The organism is Haloprofundus salinisoli (assembly GCF_020097815.1).
Taxonomy (GTDB): domain Archaea; phylum Halobacteriota; class Halobacteria; order Halobacteriales; family Haloferacaceae; genus Haloprofundus; species Haloprofundus salinisoli.
In genome coordinates this window covers 903,894-918,556 of the sequence record NZ_CP083663.1, presented here as the reverse complement: position 1 = coordinate 918,556, position 14,663 = coordinate 903,894, and the positions used below count along the sequence as shown (strand labels likewise).

The 14,663-nt window shown below is 66.3% G+C and carries 12 protein-coding genes and 1 pseudogene; 6 read left to right on the top strand and 7 right to left on the bottom strand.

Going from position 1 to position 14,663, the window contains the following annotated elements; all coding sequences use genetic code 11:
• The first annotated feature begins 63 nt into the window (after nt 1-63).
• From LAQ73_RS04855 to LAQ73_RS04845, 3 genes are all read left to right on the top strand, one after another.
• A complete protein-coding gene (locus LAQ73_RS04855; RefSeq protein WP_224270118.1) occupies nt 64-519 on the top strand; it encodes a DoxX family membrane protein in 456 nt (151 codons plus the stop codon).
• A gap of 117 nt (nt 520-636) precedes the next feature.
• Nucleotides 637-1,497 carry a CPBP family intramembrane glutamic endopeptidase gene (locus LAQ73_RS04850; protein WP_224270117.1) on the top strand — a complete coding sequence of 287 codons (861 nt, stop codon included), beginning with the start codon at nt 637-639 and terminating at the stop codon, nt 1,495-1,497.
• A gap of 126 nt (nt 1,498-1,623) precedes the next feature.
• Nucleotides 1,624-2,088: a DoxX family membrane protein gene (locus LAQ73_RS04845; RefSeq protein WP_224270116.1), complete on the top strand. Its 465-nt coding sequence runs from the start codon at nt 1,624-1,626 to the stop codon at nt 2,086-2,088.
• A gap of 279 nt (nt 2,089-2,367) precedes the next feature.
• On the opposite strand, the gene LAQ73_RS04840 is transcribed toward LAQ73_RS04845, so the two are convergent.
• From LAQ73_RS04840 to LAQ73_RS04825, 4 genes are all read right to left on the bottom strand, one after another.
• Nucleotides 2,368-2,958: a 50S ribosomal protein L15e gene (locus LAQ73_RS04840; protein ID WP_224270115.1), complete on the bottom strand. Its 591-nt coding sequence runs from the start codon at nt 2,956-2,958 to the stop codon at nt 2,368-2,370.
• Nucleotides 2,959-3,230: 272 nt separating this feature from the next.
• Nucleotides 3,231-4,379 carry a sugar ABC transporter permease gene (locus LAQ73_RS04835; protein ID WP_224270114.1) on the bottom strand — a complete coding sequence of 383 codons (1,149 nt, stop codon included), beginning with the start codon at nt 4,377-4,379 and terminating at the stop codon, nt 3,231-3,233.
• Nucleotides 4,376-5,341, bottom strand: coding sequence for a carbohydrate ABC transporter permease (locus LAQ73_RS04830; RefSeq protein ID WP_224270113.1), 966 nt, complete (start codon nt 5,339-5,341; stop codon nt 4,376-4,378). Before LAQ73_RS04830 ends, LAQ73_RS04835 begins: the two co-directional genes overlap by 4 nt.
• Nucleotides 5,342-5,353: 12 nt before the next feature.
• The gene (locus LAQ73_RS04825) at nt 5,354-6,652 is read right to left on the bottom strand and encodes an extracellular solute-binding protein (protein ID WP_224270112.1); all 1,299 of its coding nucleotides are present in this window, start codon (nt 6,650-6,652) and stop codon (nt 5,354-5,356) included.
• Nucleotides 6,653-6,897: 245 nt separating this feature from the next.
• Here LAQ73_RS04825 and LAQ73_RS04820 point away from each other — a divergent pair, with 245 nt between their 5' ends.
• Complete coding sequence (locus LAQ73_RS04820; RefSeq protein ID WP_224270111.1) at nt 6,898-8,025, top strand: ABC transporter ATP-binding protein; 1,128 nt, start codon at nt 6,898-6,900, stop codon at nt 8,023-8,025.
• A 114-nt stretch (nt 8,026-8,139) separates the two neighbouring features.
• Here the strand turns inward: LAQ73_RS04820 and LAQ73_RS04815 are convergent, their stop codons facing one another.
• Nucleotides 8,140-10,206 carry a DUF7997 domain-containing protein gene (locus tag LAQ73_RS04815; protein ID WP_224270110.1) on the bottom strand — a complete coding sequence of 689 codons (2,067 nt, stop codon included), beginning with the start codon at nt 10,204-10,206 and terminating at the stop codon, nt 8,140-8,142.
• Between the two features lie 104 nt (nt 10,207-10,310).
• Here LAQ73_RS04815 and LAQ73_RS04810 point away from each other — a divergent pair, with 104 nt between their 5' ends.
• Both LAQ73_RS04810 and LAQ73_RS04805 read left to right on the top strand, forming a co-directional pair.
• The gene (locus LAQ73_RS04810; protein WP_224270109.1) at nt 10,311-12,440 is read left to right on the top strand and encodes an alpha-amylase family glycosyl hydrolase; all 2,130 of its coding nucleotides are present in this window, start codon (nt 10,311-10,313) and stop codon (nt 12,438-12,440) included.
• A gap of 138 nt (nt 12,441-12,578) precedes the next feature.
• The gene (locus tag LAQ73_RS04805; protein WP_224270108.1) at nt 12,579-13,652 is read left to right on the top strand and encodes a TrmB family transcriptional regulator; all 1,074 of its coding nucleotides are present in this window, start codon (nt 12,579-12,581) and stop codon (nt 13,650-13,652) included.
• A gap of 72 nt (nt 13,653-13,724) precedes the next feature.
• Here the strand turns inward: LAQ73_RS04805 and LAQ73_RS04800 are convergent, their stop codons facing one another.
• Both LAQ73_RS04800 and LAQ73_RS04795 read right to left on the bottom strand, forming a co-directional pair.
• A complete protein-coding gene (locus LAQ73_RS04800; RefSeq protein WP_224270107.1) occupies nt 13,725-14,402 on the bottom strand; it encodes a LysE family translocator in 678 nt (225 codons plus the stop codon).
• A 34-nt stretch (nt 14,403-14,436) separates the two neighbouring features.
• Nucleotides 14,437-14,617: pseudogene (locus LAQ73_RS04795) on the bottom strand (thioredoxin reductase); the annotation flags it as partial.
• Nucleotides 14,618-14,663: the final 46 nt, after the last annotated feature.

The window sequence follows — 14,663 nt, the reverse complement described above, 5'->3', positions numbered from 1 at the left end:
CGGGTTGACGCGGGCCGCGCACAACCAGACAGTAGGTAACACTGTGCGCGCTGTATCGCTCGTATGAGCCTGCTCGAACTGTACTCACACGACGAGACGACGGAATCGACGGGCGAACGACCGGAGACGGCGTCGTCGGCGACAGCGTCCGACAAGCCGTTTCTGCTCGGCCGCCTGCTGTTCGGAGCCACGCTCGGCTTCATGGCCGCGACGAACTTCCAGAACCTCGAGGAGATGGTGGGGTACGCCGAGTCGAAGGGCGTGCCGAACGCCGAAAAACTGGTGCCGTTCGCCAGCGGGATGGCCGTCTTCGGCGGGGCGGGCATCGCCCTCTGGCGACTACCGGTGCTCGCCGCGGGCGCGGCGGCGGCGTTTCTCGCGGGCGTCACGCCGGCGATACACGATTTCTGGAACCTCGACGAGGACGAGGGGCGACAGGACCAGCAGATTCATTTCATGAAGAACCTCGCGCTGTTCGGCGCGGCTATCGGCTACCTCGTCCGCGCCCTCCGGAGCTGAGACGGGTTCTCGCCGGGTCGGTACCGAGCGTAGAACTGCGACTCTCGGGTCGCGTCGTCGCTTCGGAGAGCGCTTCGCTCCTCTCAATTTATCACCGACCGTGAACCACTGTCGACCATGTCCTCGCCGTCCGACTCCGCTACGGCGGACGAAACGCCGTCCGTCGACTCCGACCGCGGTTCGTTTCTCCGCCGCGTTCTCGCACTGTTCGCGCTCGGTCTCCTCGGTATCGCAGCGCTCGGGATGACCCTCGCGACCCAGTTGGGTACGACACCGCTGCCGCCCGGTGTCGACCTGCCGCTCTCGCTTCTGGTCGCCGCTTCGCTGATTCCGAACACGCTGCTGTTGCTCGTGGCCGTCGTCGTCGGGGCCTACTGTGCGCCTCGCGCCGGATTTCGCTCGCACGTCGACGAACGCGTCGCCCGCGGGACGCCGCTGCTCTCGAATCTCCGCTCCGAACTCTCGACCGCCGTCGGCGTCGGCCTCGCCGCCGGCGTCGCCATCGTCGGGTTCGACGCCGCCGCGGCGCTCGTCGTCCCCGAAGTCGCGCAACTCCATGGAGGCGGCGCGACGCCGTCCGTCGCCGAGCTACTGGCGACGGTGCCGCTTCGGTTTCTCTACGGCGGCATCGTCGAGGAACTGCTGTTGCGGTGGGGGCTGGTCTCGCTCCTCGTCTATCTCGGGTGGCGACTGCTCGGGACGGGTGTCGGCCCATCCGAGGGAGTGGTCTGGGCGGGTATTCTCATCGCCGCCGTCGCCTTCGGCGTCGGACACCTGCCGGCGCTCCTCGGGACCGCCGATTCGCTCGGCATCCCGGTGAGTCCCGGACTCGTCGCGCGGACGGTACTGCTGAACGCCGTCGGCGGTGTCGCGTTCGGCTGGCTGTTCTGGCGACGGAGTCTCGAAGCCGCGATGGTCGGCCACGCCGCGTCACACGCCGTTCTCGTCGGGTCGTCGGTGTTAGCGATTCTGCTCTGAGTGCGGGCGTTCGGTACCCGACTTCTCTTCCGCTGAAGCAACGATTATCCGTTTTCGGCCCTTATATACGGACGAAATGTACATTCTCACGAAGCGAACTGTTCGTCTCGACAGGAGCGGCGACGAATGAGCGTCGGCAGCGCAGTTGGGCGACTGGTGTTCGTCCTCGGCCGTACGCTGTTCGGCGGGCTGCTGGCGTACATGGGCGTGAAAAACTTCCAGGAGATGAGCGGGCGCATCGCGTACGCCGAGGCGAAAGAGGTGCCGAACGCGAAGATTCTGGTTCCCGCGTCGAGCGGCGCACTCCTTGCCGGCGGCGTCGGCATCGCACTCTGGAAGTTCCCGCGTCTCGCCGCGGCGGGCGTCGCGGCGTTTCTCGCGGGCGTCACGCCGACGATACACGACTTCTGGAACATGGAGGACGAGGATCGCATGAACGAGCGAAACGCGTTCATCAAAAACGCCGCGCTGTTCGGCGCGGCGCTGTCGCTTCTCGGAAGCGGCAAACGGGCGAACCCTGCGGCCTCGCCCGCGACCGAATCGACCGACGACGTGGCCGAACCCGCCGAGACGGTCGACACGATCGAATAAGCGGTCTTTCTTTTCCGTCGAGCTTCGAATCCTGGCGGGAGAGAGCTTTCCTAGCCGGTGTCCGACCTGTCGTAAGGACGTAACCGACCTCGCTCACCACCTCTCGGTGTTTCATTCGAAAGAGGAACTGGCCGAGCGCGTCGCAGAGGCCTACAACTGGTCGAAGAGGGTGTTCTCGGCTGAGGCTCGGCGCTTCGTGCGTCGACGGAGCGAGAGCGGTCGCTACGAGCGACGATAACGGGGAGAATCGGTGCACCGCGGACCGGAGGCGGGCGAGGGTTACTTGCCGCGACTCTTGCCGCTGGTGACGCTCGGGCGGTTGTGCTCGGTGCCTTTGCCGCGGTTGTTGAGGCCGCGGTTCTTCTTGCCCTCGTTGGTGAGGCCGCGGAAGGCGCGACCCTTGTGCTTGTCCGAGCAGATCCAGTTGAGGTCGTCGTCGTTCTGAATCGCGGGGTGGTTCGGGTCCACGAGGATCATCTCGAACCACTTCTGCGAACCGTCCTCGCCGACCCAGTAGGAGTTGAGCAGGCGGAGGTTGACGTACTTCCGGGAGGCGCGCTCCTCGGCAATGCGCTGGATGCTCTTGCGGCGACCGATGCGGTTGACACCCTGACGCTTCGAGCGGCGACCCGCCTTGTGGCGGCGCTTGCGGGCGTTACCTTTGCGCACCGAGACGCGCACGACGACGATACCCTGCTTGGCCTTGTAGCCGAGTTCTCGGGCCTTGTCGAGGCGCGTCGGGCGCTCGATGCGTTCGATTGCGCCCTGTCGGCGCCATTCCTGTTTTCGCTGCCACTGGAGTTCGGCGAGTTTGCCGTCGCCGGGGGTCTTCCACGCGTCCTTGATGTGGGAGTAGAAGCTTTTTGCCATGTGTATCACCACGGGCGCTTGCGATTCAGCCGGGAGGTACGAGACCTCGGTGGCCACATTTCGTCCCGTCCGCACGTGGCGGGGTCGGGTGCCCACTGGCGGCCCGTCGTCCAGCGAGTTGTTCGTAGTTTCCGTCATCGCCGTTTAAGAACTTCGAATCCGAGCGGTTCGCGTGTGATCATCTTGCACGATGCGCGCGCGTTCTCCCGTCGCGCGTCCACCGCGTCAGCGAGCGATTCCTACCGGAAAATCGGAGGTCGTCGGTTCGCTCGCTACCCTTCCATGCCGCTGAACGACAGGCCGCCCTCGATGTAGCGCTGGGCGAACAGGTAGACGAGCATGATGGGTGCGGCGAACGTCAGCGCGAACGCCGAAAACCGCGCCCACGGGATGGAGTACTCGTTGACGAGCGAGAACAGTCCCACCGGCAACGTGTAGTTATCCGTCCCGAGCAGCGTCTGTGCGACGACGAACTCCGTCCACCCCGTCAGGAAGGTGAAGATGAACACCGTCGCCAGCCCCGCCGCCGACAGCGGCAGGATGACCTCGGTGACGACGCGCCACGGTGGCGCGCCGTCGACGACGGCTGCCTCCTCGTAGGAGACGGGGATCCCATCCATGTACGTTTTCAACAGCCACGTGTTGAACGGCACCGCCGTCGCCGCGTAGTAGACTGCGAGCGCGAGTTTGCTGTCGTTGATGCCGAGTTGGACGTACACCGTGTACAGTCCGATCAGCAGCGCGATGCCGAGGCCGCCGCCGACCTGCGTCAACAGCACGTAGAGGAACAGAATTTTGCGGCGGAAGATGAACTCGCGGCGCGACAGCGCGTACGACGCCGGGATGATGAGACACATCGCCAGGACGACCGTCGGAATCGCCACCGAGAGGCTGTTCCCGAAGAACTGCTTGAACGTCGAGGGGTTCTCGACGGGCGCGAGTTCGAAACCGGGGAACATCTCGACGCCGCCGACGACGACGCGACCGACCGTCCGCGGTTCGATCGCGCTCACGTCCAGGAAGACGAGTTGCGGCGTGTTGAACACGACCGCGAGGTCGCTCAGTGGGACGTTGACGCTGATGGAGTATCCGGGGACGATGAGGTCGCCGATAACCCAGAGAAACGGCACGAGCGACGGTTGCTCGGGCAGCAGTCGCAGGCCGCTCGACGAGTAGATGGAGCCGCCGGTACCCGACAGTGCCGCGATGAGAATCCAGTAGATGGGGAACAACAACGCCGACACCAGAAGCAGCGCGCCGATGGTCGCGCCGAGGCTCTTCAGCGGTTTGACCGGCGACACCTCGCCGCGCCGGATCGCACCGACGGTGTAGCGCGCGTCACGAAGCGCCTCGATAGGCGTCGTGACGACGTTGTGCGCGTCCTCTTTCAGTTTCCGGCCGACGCCGTCAAGGAGGCTCACGCGTCGCTCACCCCGTCGGCGAGGCGGCCGCGTTTGACGTTGAGCCACATGAACGCGCCGATGAAGACGACGGCGATGATGCTAATCGCCGCCCCGCGGCCGTACTCGGCGAACGACAGCGCTTCGCGGTAGCCGTAGACGACGATGAGTTCGTTCGCTCTCGCCGGCCCGCCCTCGTTGAAGACGAACGGGATGAGGAACTGCTGGAACGACGCTGCCGCCGTCAGGATGGAGGCGAACAGCACCGGCTTCTTGATAGACGGGAGTGTGACGTGTAGGAAGCGCGAGAAGTACCCCGCGCCGTCGACCATCGCCGCCTCGTGCAGTTCGTCCGGGACGTCCTGGAGCGCGCTCACGGTGATGATGACCATGAACGGGTACGCCAGCCACGCCTCCGTGACGTTGTACGCCAGGAACGCCATCCAGCGGTCGCTCAACCACGAGACGGTGTCGAAGCCGAGCGAACGCAGTATCTGGTTGGCCAACCCGAACTGCGCGGAACTGAAGATACCGCGCCAGACGGTGATCGTGAAAATCGCGGGCAAACCCATCGGGAGAATGATGAGCGAGCGCATGACGCGCTTGCCACGGACGCGCTCGCCGGTGACGACGAGTGCGATGCCGAGGCTCAGTGCGATTTTCAGCGTGACGCTCGTGGCGACGAACAGCCACGTCACCCCGAAGGAGTTCCAGAAGACCGGATCCGTGAGTACGTCGACGTAGTTCTCTATGCCGATGAACGTCGCCTCTCCGAACGTCAGAACCGACAGCGCACCCTCGCCGGCGAACAGGTTCGACGGCGCGGCGTCCGTGAACGAGATGCCGATGAGGTACAGTATCGGAAACAGCATGAACGCCGAGAAGATGAACAGTCCCGGCAGAACGAAGAGAAGCGACGCGTCCCGCTTGTCGAGGAAGGGAACGTCCTCGACCCGCCGCGCAACGCGTGAAACGGTGCTCATTGTTCGTCGTGATTACTCCCAGTTGTTACGGATTTCCTGTGCGGCCGCGTTCATCGCCTGTTCGACGTCCTTGCCGTTGAAACCCTTCGTGAGCGCCGCTTTCACCGGGTCCCACACCTGGTTCATCTTCGGGTGCGCCGGCATCGGGTAGCCCTGGGCGACCGAATCGGAGAACCCTTGGACGTTCTCCGAGAGGTCACCGCTTTCGGCGACGCTCTTCAGGACGGGAATGCTCCCGGTCTCCTCGGCGGCCTGTCGCTGGATGTCCTCGTTGGTGACGTACCACTCGATGAACTCCTGGGCGGCGGCGGTGCCGGCGTCGTCCTCCTCCATACCCTTCGAGAAGTACCAGAGGGTGATACCGGTGTACGGACGCGGCTCTCCGCCCTCCGGTTTCGGGAGTTTGACGACTTCGTAGTTGATGCCCTTCTCGTTGAGCGTGTTGAGGTACCACGGGCCGTTGATGGCGAAGGCGGCGTTCCCCTCCGCGAACGCCGACGCCTGCGGTTCGTACGCCGGGTCGTTCGGCATGTACGGAACGAAGTTGTCGACGGCGAACCGGACGCCCCGGACGGTCTCGTCCTTGTCGACGCCGAGCTGCTCGTCCTTCTCGAAGTCGAAGTAGTACCCGCCGAAGGCGTGCGCCCACGCGCTCAGGAAGTACGGGTCCGCGAAGGGCATCCCCATGCCGTACTGGTTGTTCGCCGGGTCGTGGAACTCGTCCATCACCGACTGCATGTCGGCGACCGTCTCCGGGGCTTCGTCGACGATGTCGGTGTTGTAGATGAGCGCGACCGTCTCGGCGGTGTGCGGGAGACCGACGACGTTGCCGTCGAACTGCGCCGCTTCTGCGGCCGTCCCCGTGAACTCGTCGAGGCTGACGTTCAGCGAGTTGCTGCGGTCGACGATGAACCCGCGGTCGAGGTAGTCGCCCGCCAGGTCGTGCGCCCACTCGAACGTCTTCGGACCCTGACCGGCCGGGATGGCGCTGGTCGTCTTCTTGCGCATGTCCGAGATGTCCGCACCCTCGATGGTGTGCTGAGACTGCTCGTTGAACTTCTCGATGTTCTGCTCACGGGTCGGAAGCTCCGTATCGGAGAGCGCGTACCACGCCTTCGCAGTCCCGGCCGGGCCGGACGACTCCGTGCCGTCGGAGCCGCTCTGGTTACCGCCCCCGTCTCCGCCGGAGTTGCCGTCGCCGCCAGAGGAGTCCGTCTCGCCCTGCTCTTGTACACCGACACAACCCGCGAGCGCGCCGATACCGGAGGCGACGCCGAGGTTCTTTAGCACGGTTCTGCGGTCCATTGTCATGGATGAATATGAGATGAATAAGTAGTTCACACCTTAAAACTTCGGATATGGCATGATTGTTAACACAATCAGAGTTCGGAACCGTTGGGCCGTTTAGAGCCCGAATTCCGTATCCTCCGCCAACTTTCACGACAAATAAATCCCGGTTCGTCCCCCGTCTCGCCGAAATCTACTACGAAATTATGCGTCACAAATTCCGATTTGAGAGTAAGAACTATACCATCGGCTCTCCACTCGTGGAGACAATGGGAACTGTAACGCTCGATAATCTCAGAAAGGAGTTCGACAACGGCCAGATCGTCGCCGTCGACGACGTCTCCCTCGACGTCGCCGACGGCGAGTTCATCACCGTCGTCGGTCCCTCGGGGTGCGGGAAGTCGACGACGCTGCGGATGCTCGCGGGGTTAGAGCAACCGACCTCGGGGCGCATCACCATCGACAGCGAGGACGTGACGAACGTCCACGCCCGCAAGCGGGACGTGGCGATGGTGTTCCAGAACTACGCGCTCTACCCGCACAAGACGGTCAGACAGAACATGGCGTTCGGCCTCCGGATGAGCACCGACCTCTCGAAGGACGAACGGCGCGAACGCGTCCGCGAGACGGCCGAGATGATGGGCATCGAAGAGCTCCTCGACGACCGGCCGAACGAGCTCTCCGGCGGGCAGAAACAGCGCGTCGCCCTCGGCCGTGCTATCGTCCGCGAACCCGACGTGTTCCTCTTCGACGAACCGCTGTCGAACCTCGACGCGAAGCTCCGGACGACGATGCGAACCGAGATCCAGCGACTCCAGAACGACCTCGGTACCACGTCCATCTACGTCACCCACGACCAGGAGGAGGCGATGACGATGGGCGACCGCATCGTCATCCTCAAAGACGGCGAGCTCCAGCAGGTCGGCGCGCCGAAGGACGTCTACCAGACCCCCGCCAACAAGTTCGTCGGCGGGTTCGTCGGGTCGCCGTCGATGAACTTCATCGACGTACTCGCCGGCGTCTCCGGGAACACGGTTCGTCTCGAAGACGACTCGGGACGGTTCGACTACCGTCTCGACGCCGCCGACTACCCGAGCGTCTCCGACGGTGACCGACTCTCGTTCGGTATCCGTCCCGAGGACGTGTTCGTCACCGACGCCCCCGACGGCATCGAGGCGACCGTCGAGGTCATCGAACCCATCGGGAGCGACAACTACCTCTACTTGGACCTCGCGCCCGACTTCATCGCCCGCGTCGACTCCAGCGTCGAACCCGAACCCGACGACTCGGTCGCCATCACGTTCGACGAGAGCGACGCCCACCTCTTCGACGGCACCAGCGGTGAGTCGTTGGCGTACCGACGGCAGACCGAGACGGTCACGACCCCGTCGGCGTAACCGCGGCGGTCGGGTCCGGTTTCAGTTCTCTTCGTTTCGGAAACTCACGCAGTCGTAGCCGCGGGAACGCCGTCCGGTAGGTAACCGTAGCCGCAGGAGCCCGTGCTGCGCCGCTCAGTCGGCGAGCGTCGCCGCGCGGACGCCCACGTCGATTCCGAGCTCGTCCGCGAGCGCCACCGTCGCCAGTCGGAGTGCGTGCGGCCATCCGAGCGGCGTCGCGCTGTCGGGCGTTCCGTCGTCGAACACCTGCTCGGGCAGATACCCCGTCTCCATGCAGAGCGGACCGTCCGGCAGGACGAGCGACAGCAACTCCTCGGTCATCGTCTCGAACGCCACCGCCCGGCTATCGTCGCACGCGTCGAGCAGTGCGGCGGTGCTCGCGGCGGCGTGTGCGCCCCACGCTGTCGAGACGGACCAGATTTTCTCGTTGCCCTGCCCGCGCTGCCGCCAGCCGTCGCCCTCGTACCGGACGAGCCCGCGCACCTCGCTCTCCTCGGGGTCGTGCCAGAGACCGTCGACGGTGTTCTCGACGTGGGCGACGAGGCGGTCGAGCCGCGTCGCGTCCACCTCGCCGATGCGGACGTACTGCCGGTGTGCTGCCGCCAGCGCCAACGTCGCCGAGTCGTAGCGGGGGTCCAACTCGCCGGCGCCGAGTCCCTCGTCCTCGTCGGCCTCCACACACTCGCGGAGCGCGTAGATTCCGCGGTCGGCCACCCAGAGGTCGTCGAGCGCCTCGTAGATGCGGTCGGCCTGCTCTCTCGCGTGCGCCGTCGTCTCCGCCGAGAGGTCGGCGTTCGCGACTGCCGCGTACGCTTCGAGGAACGTCGCCGCGGTGTGACTGAACCGTCCGTTGGCGTCCTCCCAGGCGTTCTGACAGGCGATGGGACGACCGTCGGCCGCGAGTGTGTCGTCGAGGCCGTCGAGCGCGTCATCGAGCGCCGCGACCAGGTCCTCGCGGAGTTCCGCGTCCACCTCGTCGACCACCGACGCCAGGAACGTGACGACGCTGCCGGTCTGGTCGGCCTGGTAGTCGACGCCGTCACCCGCTTCGAGGCGGCCGTTGGCCCACCCGGGCGCGAGCGTTCCGTCGCGGGGCCAGACGCGATGCGCCCACGTGCCGTCGCGCTGCTGGGTGAACAGATACGCGCGTGCACTGCGGTCGGTCCACGAGCCGAGGTCGAGTCCGACGTAGTCGGACGCCTCGTCGACGAACAGCGAAATTTCGGCGTCGTCGCGGAACCAGGTGTAGCCGTAGCCGCCGGAGTGCGCGTAGTACGGGTCGAAGTCGGGGCCGGCGATGCGCAGGCCGGTCTCCGCCGACAGCAGACGAAGCACGCGGACGTCCGCCGTCACCGCCTCCGGGTTCGGCGCGTCGTCGGGGATCGAGAGCGTCTCCGCGTCGGCGGCTCGTCGGAGCGCGTCGGCGTCGGCGTACGCCGACGTCAGTTCGTCCACCCGCCCGAGCGCCGCCTCGCGGTCCGTCGCGTGCTCGTCGGTCAGCAGCGTCACGAGCGTCGCGCGACCCGAGTCGAGCGGGAGGAACGCGACGAGGTCGCCGCTGAGTCGGTCCTCCTCGTATCGGTCCTCGGAGGCCGGTCGGGGCAGTTCGACCGCCGCGTCATCGAGCACCTCGGCGAAGCGCGCCGGAACCTGCCCGTGGAGGTCCGAGAAGCCGGTCGCGCTGCCGACGAAGTCGTGTTCGGTCGTGTGGTACAGTTCGACGGCGTTCTCGTGGCGGAGTTGGCCGATTCGCGTGTCCTGTGCGTTCGGTGCGAAACCCGCGTAGGCGACGAGTTCGGCGTTTTCTCTCTCCTCGTCGAGTTCGACGTGCGTCACGTGCGCGTCGTCGACGGTGAGGTCGTACTGCGTGAGCGCTCCGACGGGCGTCTCGCGTTCGGTGGCGACGAGCGCCGTCCCCTCGTGGTACGCCTGTGAGACGGTCTCGTCGGCATCGAACCACTGAACCTCGCCGTCGACGCGCAGGCCGAGGCGGCTCCGGTCGATTCCGTTGCGCCCGGTCAGCGGGTAGCCGAAGTCCCGGAGCGACCCGTCGCGGTCGACGTGGACGAGTCGCCCGCCGAATCCCGAGAAGAGACCCGTCGTTGACCGGCGTTCGCCCGGAAATCGCGTGTTGTGACCCTCGTGTCGCTTGTAGTCGTCGAGGGCGTCGCGGAGTTGCATTGAGAGTGTGACGCCGCGCCGGGGTAATAACTCTTGGTGTAATTGTTGTTCACAGTTTTCGGGCAAAGCGCAACAGTGATACTCTCTCACTCGTCTCCCCGTGTATGCACCATCCCGGTCCGCCTCGTTTCGTCTCGGTCGGTGAATCCGTCGAACTCGCCCCGCGGAACCCCGACCCGGCGGGGTCGTACCGCTGGTCGGTCGCCGCCGCGCCCGAGGAGAGTACCTTCGACGCGGGCGACGAGCTGTCCGTCGGTACGCCCGCAGGCTACCCGGAACCCGAAGACGACGAGAACAACAAGGAGAGCGGCCCGGTCGTCCACTTCCACCCGGACGTTCCCGGCGCGTACGCCGTCGAACTCGACGCGCCCGACGGGACTCACGAACTGACGGTTCGAGCCTTCCCCGACGAGCGTCGCGACGCGCAGTTCTCGGTCGCCGCCGAGGACCTCCCGCTCCCGGAGTCGGAACTGGACGACACCCCGATTTCGGTCAGCGGACCGTTCAACAACCACCTGATGGCGACGGACCGCCCGCGTCGTGTCGGCGACGACTACGTGCTCGACGTCCGGTTGCTGCCGGGCGAACACACCGCTGCCTTCTCCGTCGAGGACGACCTCGCGGAGGGCGTCCGAACCAGCGTCGACGTCGGTGGCCTGGGCCGCCCGCGCGTCCGACTCGACGCGAGCGTCGACGGTGACGAGGTGGTCGTCACCGCGACGCCGAAGAGCGCCCCCGACAGCGGGTTCTCGGACGCCGACCTCCCCGTCGAGTTCTACCTCGACGGCCGCGACGACCTCGGTGAGGACGACGTGGAGATCGCCGGGCGCGAGCTGCGCGTCCCCGCCGACGCGCTACCGCATCGCGCCCGAATCCACGCCGTCACTGTCGGCGAGCGACGAAGCATCGGCGACACCGTCGTCCTCGACGCAACTGGTTCGGAGTCCGTCGGCGTTACTCGCCCGAACGACCCCCCAGAGTGGGCGGAGTCGCCGACCGTGTACGAGATTTTCGTCCGCTCGTTCGCCGGCGAGACGCTCCCGACGACGTTCGCCGAGATAGAGCGCCGCGTCGAGTACCTCCAGTCGCTCGACGTCGACTGTCTCTGGCTGACGCCGGTGCTCGCCAGCCCGACGACACACGGCTACCACATCACCGACTACTTCGACACCGCCTCGGACCTCGGGTCGCGCGAGGCGTTCGAGTCGCTCGTCGACCGCTGCCACGAGGCCGACATCAAGGTCGTCTTCGACCTCGTCGTCAACCACGCCTCGCGGGACCACCCCGCGTTCCAGCTGCACGCCGCGGGCGTCGAGGAGTACGCCGACCACTTCCGCCGCGTCGACGCCGACCGAAACGTCGTCGACGTCGACTGGGCGGGCGACGATGTTCCGGAGTACTACTTCAACTGGCAGCGCATCCCGAACCTCAACTACGACTCGCTCGCCGTTCGGTCGTGGATGCTCGACGTCGTCGACGAGTGGGCCGGCGTCGTCGACGGCTTCCGCTGCGACGTTGCGTGGGGCGTCTCGCACGCCTTCTGGAAGGAGGTCCGCGACCGCGTCCCCGACGACTTCCTCCTCCTGGACGAGACCATCCCGCGGGACGCCGACTACCACGAGGGCGAGTTCCACATGCACTACGACACGACGCTGTACGAGACGCTCCGCGACGTCGGTGAAGGCGAGAAACCCGCCGACGCCGTCCTCGACGCGCTCGACGACGCGGCGTGGGCCGGGTTCCCCGACTCGGCGGTTCACCTTCGGTACGTCGAGAACCACGACGAGGGCCGCTACATCGACGAGTGCGACGAGGCGTCGCTGCGCGCGGCGGCGGCGACGACGTTCACCGTCCCCGGCGCGCCGATGATCTACTACGGTCAGGAGCGCGGCGTCCCCGAGCAGCGCGGCCCGATGCGCTGGCACGATGGCGACGCCGACCTCACGGAGTTCCACCGCGCGCTCGCGTCGCTCCGGGCGGCGACGCCGACGCTGCGCGACGGTAGCGTCGAAGCCGTCGGGTACGACGTCGTCGACGGCGACGCCGACGCGGTGACCGCCTACGCGCGCGAAGACGAGAACGGCCGGTACGTCGTCGTGCTCAACTTCGACGCCGACCCCGCGACGGTGTCGTTGGACGACCCCGTCGAGGCGACGGACCTCCTGACCGGCGAAGCGGTCGTCGCCGGCGACGACCTCGACGTCGTCGACGCCGTCGTCCTCCGCGCGGCGTAACTCCGACTCGCCCTGTGTAATCCCGACTCCGCCTCGCCCTGCGTGACTCCCCGGTTTTGGCAGCTATCCCCGGCAATATACTCTCTCGCGGTGATTCTATCACTGTGTCTTAAGTACCCCACCCGGATTCATACACGTATGGACGACGCCGCACTCGGAAACGTGCTCCAACAGTTCGGTCTCTCGGACAAGGAGATAGACACGTACCTCACGCTCTTGGAACACGGGGAGGCGAAGGCGAGCACCGTCGCCGACGCCGCCGGCGTCTCGAAGCGCTACGTCTACAGCATCAGCGAGAAGCTCGAAGACCGCGGTTTCGTCTCGGTGAACGACCACGTCGTGCCGACGACGATTCGGGCGAACCCACCGGATGAAGTCATCGAGTCGTTGACGAAGAACATCGAGACGATGCGCCCGGCGCTGGAGGCGCGCTACTCGCAGGCCGCCCCGCAGACCGAGCGGTTCGAGGTCATCAAGTCGCGCGTGACGGTGCTCAAACGGATTCGCTCGCTCATCGACGACGCCGACGAGGAGGTGACGCTGTCGATTCCGGCGGCGAACCTCGACGAGGTCGCGGATTCGCTCCGGGGGGCCGTCGAACGCGGGGTGCTCGTGTTGCTCGTCGTCGCCGACACCGACAGCACCCCGCAGACGAGGTTGGAGGGCGTCGCGAGCGTCGCGCGCGCGTGGACCGAACCGATGCCGACGATGCTCACCGCCGACCAGCGGGTCGGACTGGTCGCGCCGACGGAGATGATAACCCGAACGAACAGCGGCGTGCGCGCCATCGCCTTCACCGAACCGCGTCTCGGTCCGGTCATCGTCGGGTCGTTTCTCGGCAACTACTGGCCGATGGCCCAGCAGGTGTACGTCACGGAGCCAGTTTCGCTGCCGGCGACGTACACGAACTTCCGCCAGGCCGTTCTCCAGACGACGCTTCACCTCCGGGCGAACACGCCGCTTCGCGCGAGAATCCGCGGCCGCCGTACCCGCGGCCGAAACGGCTCCGACGAACTCGTCGGCCACGTCGTCGACGTTCGACAGGGGCTCGCCGCGCCCTCGAACAACTCCTTCCCGGTCGAGAACACGCTGGTCGTCGAGACGGCCGACGGGCTGGTCACCGTCGGCGGCGGCGGGGCGTTCGTCGAAGACGTCGAAGCCGAGAGCGTGACGCTCGAACTCGCGGAGATCCGAGAGACGGACGACTCGTAGATTGACCGTACGGACCGCGCCGCGGTCGGTTCGCCGTATCGTCTGCCGTTTTCACCGCATCGTTCGCCGTTTTCATCCGGTCGTCTCGGCGAGCAGTGACCCACCCAGCGCGAGCAACACGGTGCCGCTGAGCCACCGAAACGCTCGCCCGTCTCCGTCGTCACCGACCAGTGCGCCGACTCGCGTCGCAAACAGCGCGACACCGCCGAGATACGCGAGCGTCAGCGCCGCATACACGCACCCGAGCGTCGCCAACTGCGCCGTCGTTCCGCCACTGCTGACGAACTGCGGCAGAAACGCCAGGAAGAACAGCGCCACCTTCGGATTCGAGACGTTGACCGCGACGCCGCGGAGGAAGCCGCTCTGCACGTGGGTCGACGCCGCGCCGTCACGAGAGTCGACGACGCTCTCGACGGCGTCGGCATCGGCCCCGCCGCGACTCGGCGACTCAGAACGCTCGGCGTCGGTTCCACGGAGGGTCTGGATACCGAGATACACCAGATACGCCGCACCGAGATACTTCACGAGTCGGAACGCGAGCGTCGACTCGCGGAGCAAGACCGAGAGACCGACGGCGGCCGCCGCCGTGTGGACGAGGACGCCGACGCTCACGCCGGCGGCGGCGGCGACGCCGACGCGTCGGCGACTGCCGACCGACTGCGAGAGCACGTAGATGGTGTCGGGGCCGGGTGCGAGAATCAGCGCGAGCGACGCGGGGACGAACGCCGCGAGCGTATCGGGACCGACCATCGCCGATGCGTGTGCCGCCGACTCACTTAGTTCGCTACGCTTTCTCGTCGCGCAGCGACGGCACGTCGCCGGGGGTGTCGAAATCGTGGTAGTGCTCGACTTTCTCCTTCGAGAGGATGTCCAGCGCCGCCCTCGCCCGCCGAGATGACCGCCTGCCACTCCTGGTCGCGAATCATCGCACCCGTCGCGTACGCACCCTCGACGCTCGTCTCCAGGCCGTTTTTCGCGGCGAACAGCGCCGCGCTCAAGCCTGCCAGACCG

What these genes read in the sequence shown, in the direction of transcription:
- LAQ73_RS04855 (WP_224270118.1), top strand. Translation starts at nt 64, where the DNA reads ATGAGCCTGCTCGAACTGTACTCACACGACGAGACGACGGAATCGACG.
- LAQ73_RS04850 (WP_224270117.1), top strand. Translation starts at nt 637, where the DNA reads ATGTCCTCGCCGTCCGACTCCGCTACGGCGGACGAAACGCCGTCCGTC.
- LAQ73_RS04845 (WP_224270116.1), top strand. Translation starts at nt 1,624, where the DNA reads ATGAGCGTCGGCAGCGCAGTTGGGCGACTGGTGTTCGTCCTCGGCCGT.
- LAQ73_RS04840 (WP_224270115.1), bottom strand. Translation starts at nt 2,958, where the DNA reads ATGGCAAAAAGCTTCTACTCCCACATCAAGGACGCGTGGAAGACCCCC.
- LAQ73_RS04830 (WP_224270113.1), bottom strand. Translation starts at nt 5,341, where the DNA reads ATGAGCACCGTTTCACGCGTTGCGCGGCGGGTCGAGGACGTTCCCTTC.
- LAQ73_RS04825 (WP_224270112.1), bottom strand. Translation starts at nt 6,652, where the DNA reads ATGACAATGGACCGCAGAACCGTGCTAAAGAACCTCGGCGTCGCCTCC.
- LAQ73_RS04820 (WP_224270111.1), top strand. Translation starts at nt 6,898, where the DNA reads ATGGGAACTGTAACGCTCGATAATCTCAGAAAGGAGTTCGACAACGGC.
- LAQ73_RS04815 (WP_224270110.1), bottom strand. Translation starts at nt 10,206, where the DNA reads ATGCAACTCCGCGACGCCCTCGACGACTACAAGCGACACGAGGGTCAC.
- LAQ73_RS04810 (WP_224270109.1), top strand. Translation starts at nt 10,311, where the DNA reads ATGCACCATCCCGGTCCGCCTCGTTTCGTCTCGGTCGGTGAATCCGTC.
- LAQ73_RS04805 (WP_224270108.1), top strand. Translation starts at nt 12,579, where the DNA reads ATGGACGACGCCGCACTCGGAAACGTGCTCCAACAGTTCGGTCTCTCG.
- LAQ73_RS04800 (WP_224270107.1), bottom strand. Translation starts at nt 14,402, where the DNA reads ATGGTCGGTCCCGATACGCTCGCGGCGTTCGTCCCCGCGTCGCTCGCG.